This is a genomic window from Lentzea sp. NPDC051213 (assembly GCF_044455585.1).
Classification (GTDB): domain Bacteria; phylum Actinomycetota; class Actinomycetes; order Mycobacteriales; family Pseudonocardiaceae; genus Lentzea.
The window spans coordinates 936,821-954,131 of the sequence record NZ_JBITEX010000002.1 but is presented as its reverse complement, the minus strand read 5'-3'; the positions used below and the strand labels follow the sequence as shown (position 1 = coordinate 954,131).

Annotated in this window: 13 protein-coding genes; 7 read left to right on the top strand and 6 right to left on the bottom strand. The window is 69.7% G+C overall.

Annotation, left to right across the window (positions count from 1 at the left end; genetic code table 11):
- Positions 1–8 precede the first annotated feature (8 nt).
- The 7 genes from ACIA8G_RS11190 (at position 9) to ACIA8G_RS11160 (ending at position 9,303) form a co-directional block, all read left to right on the top strand.
- The gene (locus ACIA8G_RS11190) at positions 9–185 is read left to right on the top strand and encodes a thiazolylpeptide-type bacteriocin (protein WP_396418225.1); all 177 of its coding nucleotides are present in this window, start codon (positions 9–11) and stop codon (positions 183–185) included.
- On the top strand, positions 182–2,587 hold the full coding sequence (locus ACIA8G_RS11185) for a lantibiotic dehydratase (RefSeq protein WP_396418224.1): 2,406 nt from the start codon (positions 182–184) through the stop codon (positions 2,585–2,587). The genes ACIA8G_RS11190 and ACIA8G_RS11185 overlap by 4 nt, the downstream gene beginning before the upstream one ends.
- A complete protein-coding gene (locus ACIA8G_RS11180; protein ID WP_396418223.1) occupies positions 2,584–3,666 on the top strand; it encodes a hypothetical protein in 1,083 nt (360 codons plus the stop codon). The genes ACIA8G_RS11185 and ACIA8G_RS11180 overlap by 4 nt, the downstream gene beginning before the upstream one ends.
- A 6-nt stretch (positions 3,667–3,672) precedes the next feature.
- Complete coding sequence (locus tag ACIA8G_RS11175) at positions 3,673–5,238, top strand: hypothetical protein (RefSeq protein ID WP_396418222.1); 1,566 nt, start codon at positions 3,673–3,675, stop codon at positions 5,236–5,238.
- On the top strand, positions 5,235–6,803 hold the full coding sequence (locus tag ACIA8G_RS11170) for a YcaO-like family protein (protein ID WP_396418221.1): 1,569 nt from the start codon (positions 5,235–5,237) through the stop codon (positions 6,801–6,803). Before ACIA8G_RS11175 ends, ACIA8G_RS11170 begins: the two co-directional genes overlap by 4 nt.
- A gap of 101 nt (positions 6,804–6,904) precedes the next feature.
- Positions 6,905–7,816, top strand: coding sequence for a hypothetical protein (locus ACIA8G_RS11165; RefSeq protein ID WP_396418220.1), 912 nt, complete (start codon positions 6,905–6,907; stop codon positions 7,814–7,816).
- Positions 7,813–9,303 carry a thiopeptide-type bacteriocin biosynthesis protein gene (locus ACIA8G_RS11160; protein ID WP_396418219.1) on the top strand — a complete coding sequence of 497 codons (1,491 nt, stop codon included), beginning with the start codon at positions 7,813–7,815 and terminating at the stop codon, positions 9,301–9,303. The genes ACIA8G_RS11165 and ACIA8G_RS11160 overlap by 4 nt, the downstream gene beginning before the upstream one ends.
- Here ACIA8G_RS11160 and ACIA8G_RS11155 read toward each other — a convergent pair.
- From ACIA8G_RS11155 to ACIA8G_RS11130, 6 genes are all read right to left on the bottom strand, one after another.
- A complete protein-coding gene (locus ACIA8G_RS11155; protein WP_396418218.1) occupies positions 9,279–10,286 on the bottom strand; it encodes an acyl-CoA dehydrogenase family protein in 1,008 nt (335 codons plus the stop codon). The genes ACIA8G_RS11160 and ACIA8G_RS11155 overlap by 25 nt on opposite strands.
- Positions 10,283–11,824 (bottom strand): aldehyde dehydrogenase family protein, encoded by a 1,542-nt coding sequence (locus tag ACIA8G_RS11150; protein ID WP_396418217.1) that lies wholly within the window; start codon positions 11,822–11,824, stop codon positions 10,283–10,285. Before ACIA8G_RS11150 ends, ACIA8G_RS11155 begins: the two co-directional genes overlap by 4 nt.
- 26 nt (positions 11,825–11,850) lie before the next feature.
- Positions 11,851–12,774: a 2Fe-2S iron-sulfur cluster-binding protein gene (locus ACIA8G_RS11145; RefSeq protein ID WP_396418216.1), complete on the bottom strand. Its 924-nt coding sequence runs from the start codon at positions 12,772–12,774 to the stop codon at positions 11,851–11,853.
- Positions 12,771–14,540, bottom strand: coding sequence for an NAD(P)H-dependent oxidoreductase subunit E (locus ACIA8G_RS11140; RefSeq protein ID WP_396418215.1), 1,770 nt, complete (start codon positions 14,538–14,540; stop codon positions 12,771–12,773). Before ACIA8G_RS11140 ends, ACIA8G_RS11145 begins: the two co-directional genes overlap by 4 nt.
- A gap of 1 nt (position 14,541) precedes the next feature.
- Positions 14,542–16,479, bottom strand: coding sequence for a molybdopterin oxidoreductase family protein (locus ACIA8G_RS11135; protein WP_396418214.1), 1,938 nt, complete (start codon positions 16,477–16,479; stop codon positions 14,542–14,544).
- Between the two features lie 84 nt (positions 16,480–16,563).
- Positions 16,564–17,232: a hypothetical protein gene (locus ACIA8G_RS11130; RefSeq protein WP_396418213.1), complete on the bottom strand. Its 669-nt coding sequence runs from the start codon at positions 17,230–17,232 to the stop codon at positions 16,564–16,566.
- Positions 17,233–17,311: the final 79 nt, after the last annotated feature.

Here is a 17,311-nt window from a genome sequence, read left to right as displayed (position 1 = left end):
GGCACGGCATGAAAGACCTTTGTTTTGACGTCGATGACCTCGAGATCGGCGAACTCGCGGTCACCTCGATGAGAGACTCCGTCGCGCTGCCCGAGTCCGGCGCGTCCGGCGGTAGCTCCTCCTGTTCCTGTGGCAGCTCGTCGTGCTGCTGCTGTCAACCGCACCAGCCGAACCTGCCCGCATGACCGATCGCGTGCAGGGAGAACTCGCGCCATACGCACTCGTGCGCCTGGCGGCCCTGCCGCACCCGGACGGCGCTGCCGAGGCAGCGCCGTTCCGGCGGGCGGTGGAGGCGCTGGCCGGCGTCGAGTCGTCGTTGCTGGCGCTGGCAGGTCCGGTGTCCGATCTGCTGCACGACAGCGCGGGCACGCACCCCGACGAGTTCCACCGCCGCGTGGTGTTGCCGTTGCGCCGTGACGTCCACAACGGACGGACACCCCGCCCCTCTTTGCTTGCTGCCACAGACTCTTTGGTGTCGCGGTTTCCGCAGCTGGGCGACTGGCTGTCGTTGATGTCCGAGCGGTCCGCGCTGGTCGACGAGGTCGAGCGCACGCTCCCTTCGGCACTGGCCGCGGAACGCGAGGTGCTGGCCACGTTGTGCGGCTCGGAGGCGTTGCGCAAAGCGGCTGTCCTCAGTGGACGCGACCTCTGGCAGGGCCTCGCCCGTGCCGGCGCCGACGACCGCCGCGCCCGCAAAGCCGAGCCGACCGTGCTGCGCTACGCCCTGCGCGCGACCGCGAAGACCAGCCCGCTGTCCTGGTACGCCTCGGTCGGCTGGGGCACCTGGTCCCCCGACGCCCCGGCACCGGACTGGGGTTCCCCCGTCGCCGTCACCCAGGTCAACGGCGTCCTGCTCACCCGGCTGATCGCCGCACTGGTCGCCGACCGCACCCGCCTCTTCGACCACCCGCACCGCCTCGCCCCCGACGTCCACGAGCACGACGGCACCCTCCGGTTCCGGCGCGACATCCCCGCGGCCGGCGCCGTCCGCGCCTACGTCGGCATCGAGGAAAGCGTTGAGGTCGCGGCAAGTCCGCCACTGCGGTTCCTCGTCGGCCTGACCGGCGCGAACCCCAAGGGCATCAGCCCGGCCGAGCTGACCACCGCGCTCGCCACCCGCCTGCCCGACGGCGAGACCGAGCGCGCCCAGCACTACGTCGCGTTGCTCCTCACGATCAAGCTCCTCGTCCCGGTGTGGCCGGTCGACCCGCAGGACCCCATGGCCTGCGCCTCACTCGCGTCCTGGCTGCGCGACCGCGACCGGTCCGACCTAGCGGACCTGCTGAGCTCCCTGCACCGCGACACCGCGGCGTTCGGCTCGCTCGACGCGCAGGACCGCCCCGCCGCGCTGGCAGCGTTGACCGCGGGATGGCAGGAACTGGGTGAGCTCGCCGGTGCCGACCTGACCGGCGTGTCCCCGTTGAGCGAGGACGTCGTGCTGCCCCAGCCGGTCCGCCTCGGCCGCGCCCACGGCTACACCTCGATGCGCTCGCTCGCCGACCTGACACCCCTGCTCATGCTGTTCGACCGCCAGCTCGCCGTCCGCCGCTTCGCCCGCGACCGCTTCGTCGTCGAGTTCGGCCACGGCGGCGTCGCCCGCCCCGCCGCCTGCGCTCCCCTGCTGCAGTCGGCCCTGGTCGACGCGCTGACCGGCGGCCTGAGCGCCCTTCGTGCCCAGGTGGCCGACCTGGTGAGCGACGGCGAGATCACCGACGACGCGGTGTCCGCCGCCGCGGACCTGCTGCCCGCGTGGATGAAGACCCGCCCTGTCTCGTACTCGTTCTTCGCCCAGCCGATGCCCGACGGTCTGGTGGTCAACCACATCTACGACGGCTTCGGCCGCTTCCCCGGCCGGTTCCTCGACCTGCTGCCACCCGAGGCCTACGTGAACGTCCGGGCCGTGTTGGACGGCATCTTCCCGCAGGGCTTCACCGAATACCGGCCGGTCCAGGGCTTCAACCCGAACCTGCACCCCCTGCTGGGCCGAGCGGAAGCCGGCGAGGACCCGCGCTGGGCCGACTACACGCCCGACTCGCTCGAGGTCTTCCACGACCCCCAGCGCGACGAACTGCGGTTGCGCCGCCGCGACACCGGCGCCGTCGTCGACGTCCTCTACCTCGGCTACCTCATGCCGATGTCACTCCCCGACCGCGCCGCCGCCCTGCACGCCGACCTCGCCTGCGGCTGGGCCGACCTCACCCCGTTGCAGTCCACTGTGGAGCGTGACGGCGTCCGCGTCGGTTCCCGGTTGTGCTACCGCGACATCGTGCTGCTCCGCCGCTCCTGGGAGTTCGACTCGCTGACGGTCTCCGACGCCGCCTCCGTCCCTTCGTTGCGCGCCCGGCACGGCCTGCCGTCCACCGTGTTCGTGGGCACCGGCGGCTCCATCACCTCACGCGAAGACTTCGAACAACGCCTGCACGCCCCGAAACCGCAGTACGTCGACCTGACCAACGCCCTGCACCTGCACTGCCTGCCTCGCCTGCTCACCCGCTACCAAGGCCGCGTCCAGCTCACCGAGGCCCTCCCCGTGCCGTCCGGCCAGGTGCTCGAGGTGATCGCGGAAACCTACCGGAGGGCCGGATGACCGACGTCGTCTGCTACTACCACGACCCGATCAAGGCCCCACTCCTGCGCGACGGCGTCCTGCCCGCCCTGGCCGCCGCCGAGTCCGCGTTCCCGGACACCGTCGGCCACGTCGAACGCCACTGGCTGCACGGCCCCCACGTCCGCGTCCGCCTCCTCGGCCCCTCCGCTTCCACCGCGGCACTTCTCGTGGCGACCCTGCTCCGCTCCTACCTCGCCGCCTCACCGTCCACAGTGGAGCTCTCTGAGGCCGAGCAGCTCGCGCACGCCCGTTCCGCCGCCGTGGCCGAACTCCTGCTGCCACCCTTCACGCCGTTGCACGCCAACAACTCCGTCCGGATCGAGCCGACGGACGTGGGACGGCCCCGAAGCCTGCTGGGCTCCGACGAACTGATCGAGCTGCGCTTCCTCGGCCTGCGCCTGGGCATCCCGGCACTGCGGGAGTCGCTGTCCGGCTCACGCGTGGGGCTGGCGCTCACCGCGATGGCCGTGCACGCCAGCCGCTTCCCACCCGGCCTGGAGTACGGCTACCACTCGTTCCTCTCACACGTCGAGGACTTCCTGCTCGCCAGCGACCCCGCCGGCGACGTCCGCGCGAAACTCGACGCCGTCTGGGCCACCAACGCCGAGTCGGCCCGCACCCTGGTCTCGCGGGTCGCAAGTGGACACCCCACCAACCACACCGAGGCGGCCTGGCAGACGTGGACCATCGCCATGCGCCTGGCCACCGAACAACGCTACGACGCCGGCCACCTCGACTCCGCCCTCAACCCGCGCTACGGCGAACGCGCGTACGAGATCGGCGACCCCGCCGCGATCCGCCGCTACAACTACGGCGAACGCGAGAAGTTCAGCGACTACCACAACGCACTCTGGACGGTCGACGTAGAACAGCCCGCCATCAAACGCCCGCTGACCGTCTACCGCTTCGGCACCAACGTTCTGTACCAACTCCTGGCGATCTGCGACGTGACCCCGATGGAACGCTATGCGGCGGCCCACATGCTGGCCAACGCCGCCCAAGAGGTGACCGGCGTCCGCTGGGCCGACCAGTTCGCCGCGATGTCGAAGGCCGGGTGACGTCCGTTGCTGGTACGCCTGCGTCCCGTCGTGCACGCGACGCCGACCCCGAACGGCCTGCACCTGCGCGGCTGGGCCTCGAGCTGCACCCTCACCGGTGGCGCTGGATTGTGGAAGGTGTGGCAGCGGCTCGCTCCCCAGCTCGCCGCCGGCATACCGGCTTCCGAGCTGGGAGTGCCTGACGGCACTTCGCCTGCGGTGCGGGCGGCGGTCGAGTTGATCCTGGAGCAGTTGCGGGAGCACGACATGCTGGTCTCGGTGCCGGAGGACTGGGGCGCGGACGCGCCGACGCCGGAGATCGCGGCCTGGCTGGAGTCGGTGGCCGCGGACCCGGCCGAGGCTTGGCGGCGGCTGCGCGGCGTGACGATCACGGTGTGCGGGAGTGGGGTGCTGGCGGGTGCGGCGGTGCGGGCGGCGACGGCTGCCGGGCTCGCGGTCCAGCAGGAAACCGCGGTCCGGCCACCAAACCAGACAACCAACACCGACCCCTCGACCCGGCAGCCGGGATCCGGTGAACTCACCGTGCACACCGACGACCTGTTCGTCGAGGCAGGTTGCGGGGCAGAAACCGGTTATGTCTTGCCGCCCACCACAAGAGGCCTGTCTTCAGTCAACACTGAAGTTACTAAGCTAGCCGAACATCTAGGCCCCGGCGAACCCACCGAAGTCCTGGCCGCCCTGATCGCATCCGCCGCGATCCACAGACTGGTCTGCGCGGCAGCCGGCCTCCCCGACCCCTCAACAGAATTCGTCGTCCACCCAGGCGAATCCCAGCAAGAGCCCATCTACCCGATGGCACTGGTAGCCCACCTGGACCCCCTCCGCGCCACCTACCACCCGCTGCTCACCGGCCCAGCACCCGAAGATCCCTGGCGAGCACTAGACGCCCTGACCGACCCCGAACTGGGCCCCGTAGACACCCCGCAGTTCGGCGACCTCCCCCAGGTCCCGGCAAACCTGGCCACCTCAGGAAACGCCCTGGGCATCGGCACCACCGCCGACTCCGCCCGCCTGGACGCGGCACTCAACGCGGTCAAGGCCGACGGCGTCATCGGCCTAGGCCAGACCCATGCCCGCGGCACCGCCCTGCGCCTCGCCGCCCGGTTCAAAAAGGGAGAACCGGTGCACGACTGGGCCACCAGCCCCACCGCCCGCCGCTGGTGGAAGGCGCTGACCCTCAGGTTCGCCATCCCCGCCGAGGCCCAGGTCGAACGCCTAGCCCCCGGCGTCTTCAAAGCCGAGATCCGCCACGGCAACCGGATTCTGGCCTGGGCGGTCGAGGCAACGGCCGGAGACGCCGCGGCGTTCGCCGCCCTCGCCGCCACCGGGTACGCGCAAGCCGAACGCGACGGCACCGCCCACCTCAACGGCGCGGCACCCCAGCGAACAGCCGAAGAACAGCCCGACTGGGTCACCCCGGAATGGCTGTGGCCCGCCGACGTACGCACCCGCGAAGAGGCGCTCCAGCAAGCCCTGGCCGCCTTGCCCGGCATCGAGATCCACCAAATGCCCCTCGCTCCCGAACTCCAGTCGGCAGGCCTGATTGCATACACAGTGGACGGTGCACGATGACTCTCCGGGTCGACGGCGGCCTGGCGCTGGTCGGACCGACCAGCGGCACCTGCGTGGCGTGCGCGGAAGAGGCGCGGCTGGCCGTCCTCGGGCCAGAGACACCCCGCGACGCGCGACTCGGCGGAATGATCGCGCCGATGTTCAGGCCGCTGATCGAAGCGCTCGGCAACCAGGACCTGCCCGACACCGTGATCGCCGTCCGCACGGACCTCGGCGTGGTGTCCACCCACCGCGTCCACCCGCGTGAGCACTGCGCACCTCGGTCCGCGGACTCCACCGCGGTCCCGAACAGCCCGGTGCCCGTCCAGAAAGGCGCACTGCGGCAGCCGAACGATCTGACCACTGTGGACGGTCTGAAGGCAGCACTGGTCGACCTGAAGCACGGCCCGGTGATCGGCACCTTCCGGACCGGCCACCTGCCCCTCGCGATGGTGGGTGCCGAACTCGTCCGCGACTTCGTCATCCCGGAAGCCGGCTACGGCCGCACAGCAGACTTCGAAGAGGCCGAACGAGTCGCATTGTTCGAAGCGGTCGAGCGACACAACGGCATGCGCCCACGCAAAACCACCATCGCCGCGGAAGCCTCGTTCGCCGAACTGGGGCATGACAAGGCACTCGACCCGGAACGTCTCGGCCTCCCGGACGCCGGCCACAGCTACACGCCGGACCTCAGGATGCGCTGGGTGCACGGCTGGTCGTACACCCGGAACAAGCCGCTCCTGGTGCCCGAACAGGTCGCGTACTGGGCCGTGCAAACGCCGCACGAGCAGCGCTTCCTCTACGAGACGTCCAACGGGTGCGGGCTCGGCAACAGTCTCACCGAGGCCGTGCTGCACGGCCTGTTCGAGATCGCGGAACGGGACGCGTTCCTGATGGCCTGGTACGCCCGGACGCCGCTCACGAGAATCCGCGTGCCCGACGACCCGGTGCTGCCCCACCTCGTCGACCGGCTCGAAGAGCTCGGCTACGAACTGCTGTTCCTCGACGCCACCAACGACATCGGCATCCCGGCCGTCCTCACCCTCGCCCGCACCAGCCGGCCCGGCCTGCCACAGGCGTTCTTCGCGGCGGGTGCCAATCCGAACCCGACCGCCGCGATGCGCTCGGCAGCGGCCGAGGTCGTCGTCGACGTCGAGTCGATGGTCGACCGTATACGCGCCAAGCCCGAGGACTACCGCGACGAACGGCTACGAGGACTCCTGAACGCCCCCGAGCGAATCTGGACGATGGACGACCACGTCGCGGTCAACGCCCTGCCCGAAGCGCAGGCCAGGCACGCGTTCTTCGTCAACGACCACGCCCCGATCGACCTGACCGCCGAGCCGCAGCACACGGACCTGCGCGAGCTGCTCGACGTATACAGAATGCACCTGGAGCAACTGGACCTGGAGCTGATCGCGGTCGACCAGTCCGACCCGGTGATCGCGCGGAAGCTGGGATTGTATTCAGCCAAGGTGATCGTGCCCGGCACGCTGCCGATGACGTTCGGCCACCTCAACCGGCGCACCACCGGCATCCCCCGCCTCAGGGCCGAGCAGCCCCTGCACCCCCACCCGTTCCCATGAGCCGCCGACTCGCCTACGCGCACGGCCCCGGCAGACGCATCGAGGCCGGCCCGACACCTCACACCACGCCTCACCCAGGTCCGCGGATCCCACTCGCCACGATGAACGGTTTCGGCAAAGCCATCGCCCAGCTGCTGATCGACGTGATGACGCCCCAGCGCTGGGAGCCGTGGAACCAGTACAACGACCACCGCGCCTACCCATCACCCCGCGCCGCCTACCTCGTCGACGTGGAGATCGTCCAAGGCAACGATCGCTGGCTGCTCGACCCGGTGAGGCGCGCGCTGATCGGCACCCACCTGCCCGATCTGACCGAAGCAAGGCTCGAACCGGTCACGCACCCCGAACGTCTCTCCGAAGGCTACGGCGACTTCCGTGACGCCCTGGCCGAGCTGGAGGCGGGCCACGTCCTGGCCGCGCTGACCAACCACGCCAAACGCATGGGCCTCAACGCAAAATCCGACCCCGACGGTCTCACCATCACACCCGGCAACACCACACCTGCCACAACGAAGCCAAGAAGCTCCGGCCTCGGCCCACGCGGACTGTCCGCCGACCCAAGACCGTTGCCGCACAAAGCCTTTCAATCCTTCGTAGCGGCGATCGACGACCGCCTCTGGCATCGGCTCGCTGTACACAACGTGGAAGGCGTCGAAGACGGCTGGTACCAAGGCCAACCCTGCGACGCGATGGACGCGATCCAGTCGACATACGGCCACCCACGCACCAACACCGACGTGACGAGCATGAACCTCGCCCTAGTCCTGACCGCAGACGTCACCGAGGCCGACTACAGAACCTTGTTGCGCCAGGCCGGTTCCACAGCCCAGAACGTGTGCGAGGCGGCGGCCGAAGCCGGGATGTTCTGCCGCCCGGTCCGCAGCGTCGACGATCCCAGCCTCGAAGCGATCGCCGGTGCCCCGCCGAACCACACCCTGCTCTACGTCCTGCTCGCCGGACGGCAGCGGATCTCCTGCTTCCCGTACGACCTCACCCCGTTGGAGCAGCTGTGACCTGGACCGGCCTGCACTGCAGGGTCTCCTGGAAGCGAGCGGACGTCGACACGTTCATCGCCGACGTCCTCGCCCCCGTCATGGCACCCCACGAGTGGTATTTCCTGCGGTACTGGGAAACCGGCCCGCACCTGCGCATCCGCGTCAAAGGCCCGGCCGACCTCCAGGCCGTGCTGCGCGACCTCATCGCGGCCCAGGACTTCCCCGTCGAGGACGACGAACCCGGCTGGCTCCCGCACGGCGACGTCCGCGAGGTCGAGTACGTCCCGGAGACCGCCCGCTACGGCGGCCCCCAGGCACTCCCCGTCGCCGAGGAGATCTTCTGCCGCAGCACGGAAGTCGCGGTGGCGGTCCTCAGAGCCGCCCGCACCGAGAGCGCCCGCCTGACCGCCGCCATCGGCTTGACCATCGAGACCGCCAAGGCACTCGACCTCGGCCTGCCGCAAGCCGCGGCCTGGTTGCGCAGCCTCGGCACCGGCTGGCGCGACGTGCAGGAACAGGCTCCGGCCCCGACACTCGCTTCCCACACCGCCGCGCACCAGCTGCTCGCCCAACGCGGCCAGGCCCTCGCCGACCGGTGGCACCGCGAGCCGACCGGCGCCGTCACCCACTGGGCCGCGTCGATCCGTGAGGCCCAGCAGAAGCTCGGCAGGTGGCTCCCCTACGTCTGGGCCTCCCAGCTCCACATGCTGCTCAACCGCCTGGGCATCAGCCCCAACGAAGAGCGCATGATCTGCTGGACCACCGCGGCCGCCGCCCTCTCGCCCACCGGCCTCACCGACTTCCACGACGACGGCGCCACCGCCCCGGACCGCCGCTACCTGGAGGCGAGCAAGTTCCTCCCCGGCTTCACCGAACAACTCCCCCGCAAGGTCACCCCCAGCCCGCAATGGATCGCCCCCTGGCTTCCCACCGAACCACTACCATCCACAGTGGACAGTAGAACCTTCCGCGCCCGCATGACCAGCCGCGACCTGACCGGCAAGTTGAACGCAGAACAGCTGGGCACCCTGCTGTGGAACTCGATGTCGCCCGAGGACGGCAGGTGGCCGTACCCGAGCGCCGGTGCCCAGTACTGCGCCCGCCTCAGGCTCATCGCGCTCAACGTCGACGGCCTCGCCTCCGGCCGCTACGAGGTCTGCGAGGTGAATCGAACCGTCACCAGACTCGGTGACGCGCCGTCGATCGAGGACCTCGAAGCCACCTCGATGTGGTTCGGCAAGGGAGCCACCGAACTCGCCGAAACCCCGGCCGTGCTGGCGCTCTACGTGAGAATCGGCTCTCTCCGGCAGACCTACGGCCTGCGAGCGATCAGGTTCGCGTTCACCGAGGCCGGGCATCTCGCGCAGAACCTCACCGTGACCGCGGCCAACCAGGGCATCCGGACCGGTCTGGTCGGCGGCTTCTACGACGACATCGCCCACGACGTCATCGGACTCGACGGCGTGGACGACGCACTCGTCTACTTCCTGCCGCTGGCCTCGTAGATCTCCACCGAATCCAGCAGCGCGTCCACCGTCGGCTCGATCGCCGCAGCCGCCCGCGCGTCCCGGAACCGCCGCTCGATGCCCAGATCCCGCCGGAACGCCGCATCCCCGCACACCTTCATCGCCAGATCGGTCACCGCGACAGCGGCCTCGGTCGCCGTGACCGCCAGCAACCGAACCCGATCACCGGACCGCTCTGGATGCCACGTCACCGCGGACAGGGTGTCGTTGTACAGCACCCGGACCGCGTCGGTCCGCAACCGCATCCGCGCCAGATCGGCCCGCGTCCGCGGATCACCACCACCGAGATGCCCCAACGCCTCCGCCAGCGCACCCTCCATCAACCCCAGCGACACGGCGGCCCCCAGCACCAGGAACCACGGGAACGCCGGCTCCTCGGACCACAGCCGGTTGGACGCCGGCACCCGCACGGGATCCGCCTCGACACACGTGGCGACGGTGCCCCGCAACCCCATCCCGGCGTGGTCGGCCGGCACCAGCAACCCCGGTGCCTGAGCAGGCACCAGCCACAACGCCGAGCCGCACGACCAGACGTAGCTGTCGGCTTCCCCGGCCGCGATCACCCAACTCTTGCGCGCCCGCACCTGCACCACGTCGCCGTGCGCGGACACTTCACCGGACTTGCCGAAGGCCGCCAGCGTCGACAGGTGCCGGCCGGCCGCGATCTCCGCACGCAACCAGTGCGGGCCGGAGCGGTCCAGCACCGCGGCCGCGGAGTAGTGCGAGCGCAGGACGGAAGCCGTTGCGCCGCACACACGGGCGACGTGCTCGACCACGCGACCGGCCGCCCGCAGGTCCTGCCCTCCCCCGCCGACCGTGCGCGAGATCGTCATGCCCAGAATCCCCCGCGCGCCAAGGGCGTTCAGGGCGGCGCGCGGGAACCGGGCGTGCTGGTCGACATCGGCGGCGTTCGGTACCACCACGGTCTGCACGACGCGGATCAGGTCCGCCCGGTACGTCACGTGGGCGGGTAGAGCGAGTAGGACGGGAAGTTGCCGTAGGGACGTTCACTTGGCGGACCTTCCGTGACGGCGTGGACCAGCAACGATCCGCCCACGAACGCACCGCGCCAGGACGCTCCCCTGCCGCCGAACACCTCGTCCCGGTCACCGCGCGACCGCGGCTTGTTGATGCCCACCTTGAAGGCCTGGATGTCGGGGATCAGCCGCCGTGCCGCCGCCTCGTCGTCGCACGCCAGCGACGCGACCAGCGCACCGTTGGACGCGTTCATCGCGGCCAGCAGCTCGGCCTCGGTGTCGACCAGCACGATCGTGTCGACCGGCCCGAACGGCTCGGCGTGGTGCAGCACGGAAGACCGTGGCGGGTCCAGGATCGCGACCGGCGCCAGGTAGGCGGAGGTCTGCTGCCCCGGCAGGAAGCGGCCGCCGTCGAGCGATCCTCGGTACAGCGGCACGCCGCCGTTGCGGATCGCCTCGTCCACGACGTCACCGAGCTCCTTGGTCTTCGCGTCGTTGATCAACGGCCCGAAGTCCAAGGAGGGCAACTCGTCGCCGGGCGAAGCGACGGCGAGCGGGTGCCCGAACGTCACGTCCCGCACCGCGGGCAGGTAGACGTCCAGGAACTTGTCGAACAACGACCGCTGCACGACGTAGCGCGGGTACGCGGTGCAGCGCTGCTTGCCGTAGTCGAACGCCTTGCGGATCTGCGGGCCGAGCACGTCCCAGGAGTCGAACTCCCAGACGCCCCAGCAGTTCAGGCCCTCCTGCTCCAGCACGTGCCGGCGCTGCGAGTCGACCAGCCGGGCGGCGATGGCGCTGCCGACGTCGCGACCGCCCACAAAGGACACACAGCCCAGGAACGACGACCCGACCAGCACCGGCGCCAGCTCGGCCCCGCTGCCGGAGACCAGCGTCAACGGCAGTCCGGACCGCACGGCGAGCGCGGTGGCCAGCGTCAGGCAGCTCACGCCGCCGTCGGTCGGCGCCTTGGCGATGACGGCGTTGCCCGCCAACGCCTGCACGAGCATCGCGTGCATCAGCACGCTCATCGGGTAGTTCCACGAGGCGATGTTGCTCACCGGGCCCGACAACGGCCCCCGGCCCGCGAGCATCCCGTCGATCTCCTCGATGTACCAGCGCACGCCCTCGATGCAGCGGTCGACGTCCGCGGTCGCGAGCCGCCACGGCTTGCCGATCTCCCACACGAGCAGCAACGCCAGCAGGTCGCGATGCTCGGTCAGGCCGTCCAACGCCTCCGAGACGCGGGCTTTGCGTTCCGCGAGCGAGACGTTGCGCCACTCGATGTGCTGGTCGACGGCGGCGACCACCGCGCGGCCCGCGACGTCGAAGTCGAGGAACGGCGGGCCCGCGATGGTGGAGCCGTCAACGGGGGTGGTGGCGGGCATCGGTTCGCCGGCACGACTCCAGCTGCCGCCGAAGTGGTTGAGCAGCCGATCGTCGTGGAACGCTTCGGGTGCCACCTTCAGGCACTGCGAGTACACGTCGTTCCACGACGTACCTGGCTTGAGGATCAACGACATCGGAGCGCCCTCCCTGCCGAGAAAGTTCAGCGGTTCTGCACGTGCTGCCAGCCGAATCGGCCCTTGATGCACAGGTTTCCGTGCGTGACAGAGCTGTCGTGCGGGGACGTGACCTTGACGATCTCGTTCTCCTGCACGTGCAGGGTGAGGTTGCACCCGACACCGCAGAACGTGCAGATGGTCGTGGTCTGCGTCTGGGCCTCTTCGTCCCAGGTACCGTCTTCCCGCTTGTCGTGCTCGCGTTTGAAGCTCAGCGCGCCGGTCGGGCACACCTCGATGCAGTTGCCGCAGTAGACGCACGCGCTGTCAGGCAACGGCGTGGAGAACTCCGTGGAGATCCGCGCGTCGAACCCGCGGCCGGCCACCGCGATCGCGAAGCTGTTCTGCCACTGGTCACCGCACGCGTCGACGCACTTGTAGCAAAGGATGCACTTGCCGTAGTCGCGCACGTACAGCGGATTGTCCACTTTGGCCGGTTGCCGCACGGTCGCGGCCACCGAACCGTCGATCTCCTCGTGCTCACCCGGATGGCGATCGTCCCGGTCCGCCGAAGGCGGCGCGGACGGCCCGAACCGGGAGGGGTCGGCACCGCACGCGGACATCCACTCGTCCACGTGCGGCGTGGTGGACAGGTCCGTGGCGGACCCCAGAAGTTCCAGCACCAGCTTGCGGCTGTGGTTCGTGCGGTCGGAGTCGGTGCGCACCACCATGCCCGGCTCGACCTTGCGCGAGCACGACGGCACCAGCGTGCGCGACCCCTCGACCTCGACCATGCACACGCGGCAGGCGTTGGCGGGCTTGAGAGTGTCGCCGTAGCAGAGCGTCGGGATCGACTTCCCGGCCGCCGTGCAGGCGTCCAGGATCGTGGCACCCTCCGGTACCCGCACCGGCTCGCCGTCCAGCGAGAACTCGACCAGCCGCTTCGGCAGCCCGATTTCGACGATCGTCATGACGGCGCCTCCTCCGCGTAGCCGAGCCGGTCGAGGGCAGATTCGATGGCGTTCCAGGCGGTCTGCCCCAGACCGCAGATGGACGAGTCCCGCATGACCTGGCCGACCTCCCGCAGCAGCTGGAGATCGTGAGCGCTCGTGCTCAACGGGCGCTTGCCCACCAACCGGTGCAGCGCCTCCTCCTGGCGCACGGTGCCGATCCGGCACGGCACGCACTGCCCGCACGACTCGTCGCGGAAGAAGGCCGCGATGCGCAACAGGAAGCTGCCCAGATCCGCCGTGTCGTCCAGCACCAGCACGACACCGGAGCCGAGCGTGGTGCCGGCGGCCCGCGCGTCTTCCAGGGTGAGCGGCAGGTCGAGCTCGTCCGGGCGGACGAACCCGCCTGCCGCCCCGCCGAGCAGTACCGCTCGCAGCTCCCGGCCTGGCGGCACGCCACCCGCCAGATCGAGGAGTTCCCCGAGCGTGGTGCCGAACCGCACCTCGTACACGCCCGGACGACTCACATTTCCCGACAGGCAGAACAGCTTCGATCCGGTGGACGCCTCGGTGCCGACGCGGGTGTAGGCCTCGCAGCCCTCGGTGAGGATCACCGGCACGTTGACGAGCGTCTCCACGTTGTTGACCACGGTCGGCTTGCCGAAGAGCCCCTTCTCCACCGGGAACGGCGGCTTCGACCGCGGCTCGCCGCGGAAGCCCTCGATGGAGTTGAAGATCGCCGTTTCCTCGCCGCAGATGTACGCACCGGCGCCGCGGCGGATCTCGATGTCGAACGAGAAGCCCTCGTGGCCCATGATGTTCTGGCCGAGGAAGCCTCGTTCGTGGGCTTTCGCGATCGCGCTGCGCAGCAGGTGCAGCGCCAGCGGGTACTCACCGCGCAGGTAGAGGTAGCCGCGCGAACACCCGGCGGCGAACCCGGCGATCGTCATCGACTCGATGACGGAGAACGGGTCGCCCTCCATCAGCAGCCGGTCCTTGAACGTGCCGGGCTCGCTCTCGTCCGCGTTGCACACCAGGTAATGCGGCCCGACGGGCTGGCGGGCGGTCGCGTCCCACTTGCGTCCCGTCGGGAACGCCGCGCCACCGCGACCCATCAGCTTCGCGTCGGTGACCTCCCGGATCACCCCGGCCGGCCCGAGCAGCAGAGCCGTCCGCAGCGCCGCGTAGCCGCCGGTGGCCCGGTAGTCGTCGAGACTTTCCGGATCCACCACGCCCACCCGCTTCAGCAGCCGCAGGCCGGGGGCACCGGCCTGCGGCACCTCTGCCCGCCCACCGTCCACAGGGGAGGGACCAGCGGCCGCCACCGCGATCACCTCACCGGCGTGGGTGGGCGCCAGGAGCTGCTCCTTCGCCACCTCCCCCGCTTCGAACGCCAGGGCGGCAGGAGCCTTCTCGCACACCCCGAGACAGGGGCTGCGCAGCCAGCCGCTCTTCGCACCGGCCGGCCCGAGCTCGTCGGTGAGCCGGTCGCACAACGCCTTCGCGCCGTTGACCTGGCAGGCCAGGTCGACGCAGACGTGCACGACCTTCGCCGGGCGTTCGGTGAGCGAGAACAGCGAGTAGAAGCTCGCCACCCCGTACGCCTCGGCCGGTGGGATGTGCAGCACGCGGCAGATGTGGTTCAGCGCGCCCTGGCTGATCCAGCCGACCCGGTCGTTGACCGCGTGCAGGGCGGGCAGCAGCTGGTCGCGGCCCATGCCGGTGAACAGGTCGACGACAACGCGTTCAGCTTCGGTGGGATCGACGTCGAGGAGCTTGAGATCCAAGTCAGCTCACCGCCCCGGAAGCAGGCACAGGGATCTTCTCGATGCGGATCGCAGCCGCCTTGTACTCGGCCGTACCCGCGATCGGGCAGGTCGCCTCGATCGTGATGATGTTGACGTCGATCTCGTCCGGGAAGTGGAACGTCATGAACACCAGCCCCGGCGTGAGCCCGTCGTCGATCCGCACCGGCGCCTGGATCTGCCCGCGCCTGGACGTGATCTGGACTTCCTCACCGGCACGCACCCCGAGCGCTGCCGCGTCCTGCGGGCACAGGTCGAGCGTCTCACCCATGCGCAGCGGCGACTCGAACCCGGCGGACTGCACGCCGGTGTTGTAGGAGTCGAGCCGGCGCCCGGTCGTGAGCCGGAACGGGAACTCCTCGGTCAGCTCGTCGACGGGCGGGCTGTGCGGCACCGGGGAGAACGTGGCGGGCATGCCGCGCTTCACCGGGTCGTCCTCCCACAACCTCCCGTGCAGGAAGCTGGGTTCGAGGGAGTCCTCGCTGGGGCACGGCCACTGGATGCCGCCGAGCTCCTCAAGTCGTTGATAGGTCATGCCGGTGTGGATCGGCGACAGGCTGCGCAGCTCGTCCCACACGTCCTCGCCGGTCTTGTGCTGCCAGTCGGCGCCGAGCCTGGTGGCGATCTCGCCCATGATCTCGATGTCGTCGCGCGCGCCCTCGGGCGGCGTGAGAGCTTTGCGCACCCGCTGAACCCGGCGCTCGCTGTTGGTGAAGGTGCCATCGGTTTCGCACCACGCTGCCGCGGCAGGCAGCACGACGTGCGCGAGCTGCGCGGTCTTGGTGAGGAAGATGTCCTGCACCACCACGTGGTCCAAGTTGGACAGTCGTTTGATCGTGTGCTCGCAGTCGGCCTCGGACTGCACCGGATTCTCACCGATGATGTACACGGTGGTCATGTCACCGCGTTCCATCGCCTCCAGCATCTGGGTGAGGTTCCAGCCCTTCTGGGCCTTGAAGTTCGAGCCCCACGCCTCGTTGAACTTCTTCGCGACGTTCGGGTCCGTGATGTCCTGGAAGCCGGGCAACCGGTCGGGGATGGCGCCCATGTCGCCACCACCCTGCACGTTGTTCTGGCCGCGCAACGGGTTCAGCCCCGCGCCGTAGCGCCCGACCTGACCGGTCAGCAGCGACAGGTTGATGAGGCTCAGCACGTTGTTGGTGCCGTTGTGGTGCTCGGTGATGCCGAGCGTCCAGCTGAGCTGGCCGCGGTCCGCCTTGGCGTAGGCGTGCGCGAGCTCGCGGATCAACTCGGCCGGCACGCCGGTCTCCAGTTCGGCGACCGGCAGCGTCCACGGCTCGACGGCCTTGACGAACTCCTGGAAGCCCTCGGTCGCGCGCTCCACGAACGACATGTTCGTGAGGTTGGAGGCGATGATCTCGCGGGCGATGGCGTGGGCCAGCGGGATGTCGGTGCCGACGTTGAGGCGCAACCACCTGTGCGCCCACTTGCCGGTGCTCGTCAGCCGCGGGTCGACGACGTACAGCTTCGCGCCCTTGTGCACGGCCTTCAGCACGTGCTGGAAGAAGATGGGGTGCGCTTCCCGCGCGTTCGACCCCCACAGCACGATCAGGTCGGCGTCCTCGATCTCCTTGTAGGAGGAGGTACCGCCACCACTGCCGAACACCTTGGCCAGACCCGCCACACTCGGCGCGTGGCACGTGCGGTTGCACGAGTCGACGTTGTTCGTCCCGATCACCGCGCGGGTGAACTTCTGGGCCATGTAGTTCATCTCGTTGGTGGCCCTGGCGCAGGAGAACATGCCGAACGCGTCCGGGCCGCCTGCCTTGACGTTGCGTGCGAAGCCTTCGGCTGCCTTGTCCAGGGCCTCGTCCCAGGTGGCTGGACGAAGGATGCCTGCGTCGCGCACCAACGGCTGGGTCAGCCGGACGTAGGGCTCGGTCTTCTTCCGCCTGCTCATCACGACACCTCCTGGGTCCATACTGTATGCAATCTGCGGTATGCGCTAGCCCCAGTTGTGGTTTCTTGACGACGCGACTCGGTCTCAGCCCTTGGCCAGGGACTCGGCGAAGATCGGCACCACGGAGGTGAGCTGCGCCAGCGCGGCGTCCTGACTCCGGCCGGACGCCGTCACGGTCGCCAGAAGCGTGCCCCGCGCCAGAACCGCGTGACAGGACCACGGAACCAGCGCGGGGTCGTTGTTCGCCTCGCAGTACGCGTACGACTCGTCGACGCCTTCCGGCCGCACGAGCGACACGTCCGGAACCACCGTCCGGAGGGGAGAAACGCCACCAGGGCTGTACGACGTGCAAAGACGAGACCACCGCTGCACCGTCGTCAGCAGCACCGCGGCCGGGAGGTCTGACATGGCGTGCACCCGTTCGAACAGGTCCACCCCACCCGCCCAGGCCCGGCTCCGCGAGACCGACGTGCCGCTGTCGACGCGCAGGTCGTGGCTGCCGCAGGCGGTGCGGACGATCTCCTGCTCATATCCCGGCTCGCTGTCGTCGCCAGGATAGTTCCGCTCCACCCTGCCACCGAGGGCGTCGAAGGCACCGGCCGGAGCCAGGGCCTTCTTGGCACGCAGATCCAGGTCCGCGGGCGAGGGCGGTGCCGTCGAGCTGGTAGTGGGCGGCGGAGCGGCGGCCGGTTGCGCACCGGTGCACGAGGCGGTCAGCACGGCCACGGCCACGGCAAAGATCCTGATGTTCACGTCGCTCCCCCAGAGCCGAACGTGCCCGTTGCGCGGGCATCCCCGCCGAGTCAACCACTCCCGCACGCCGGGCACGTCC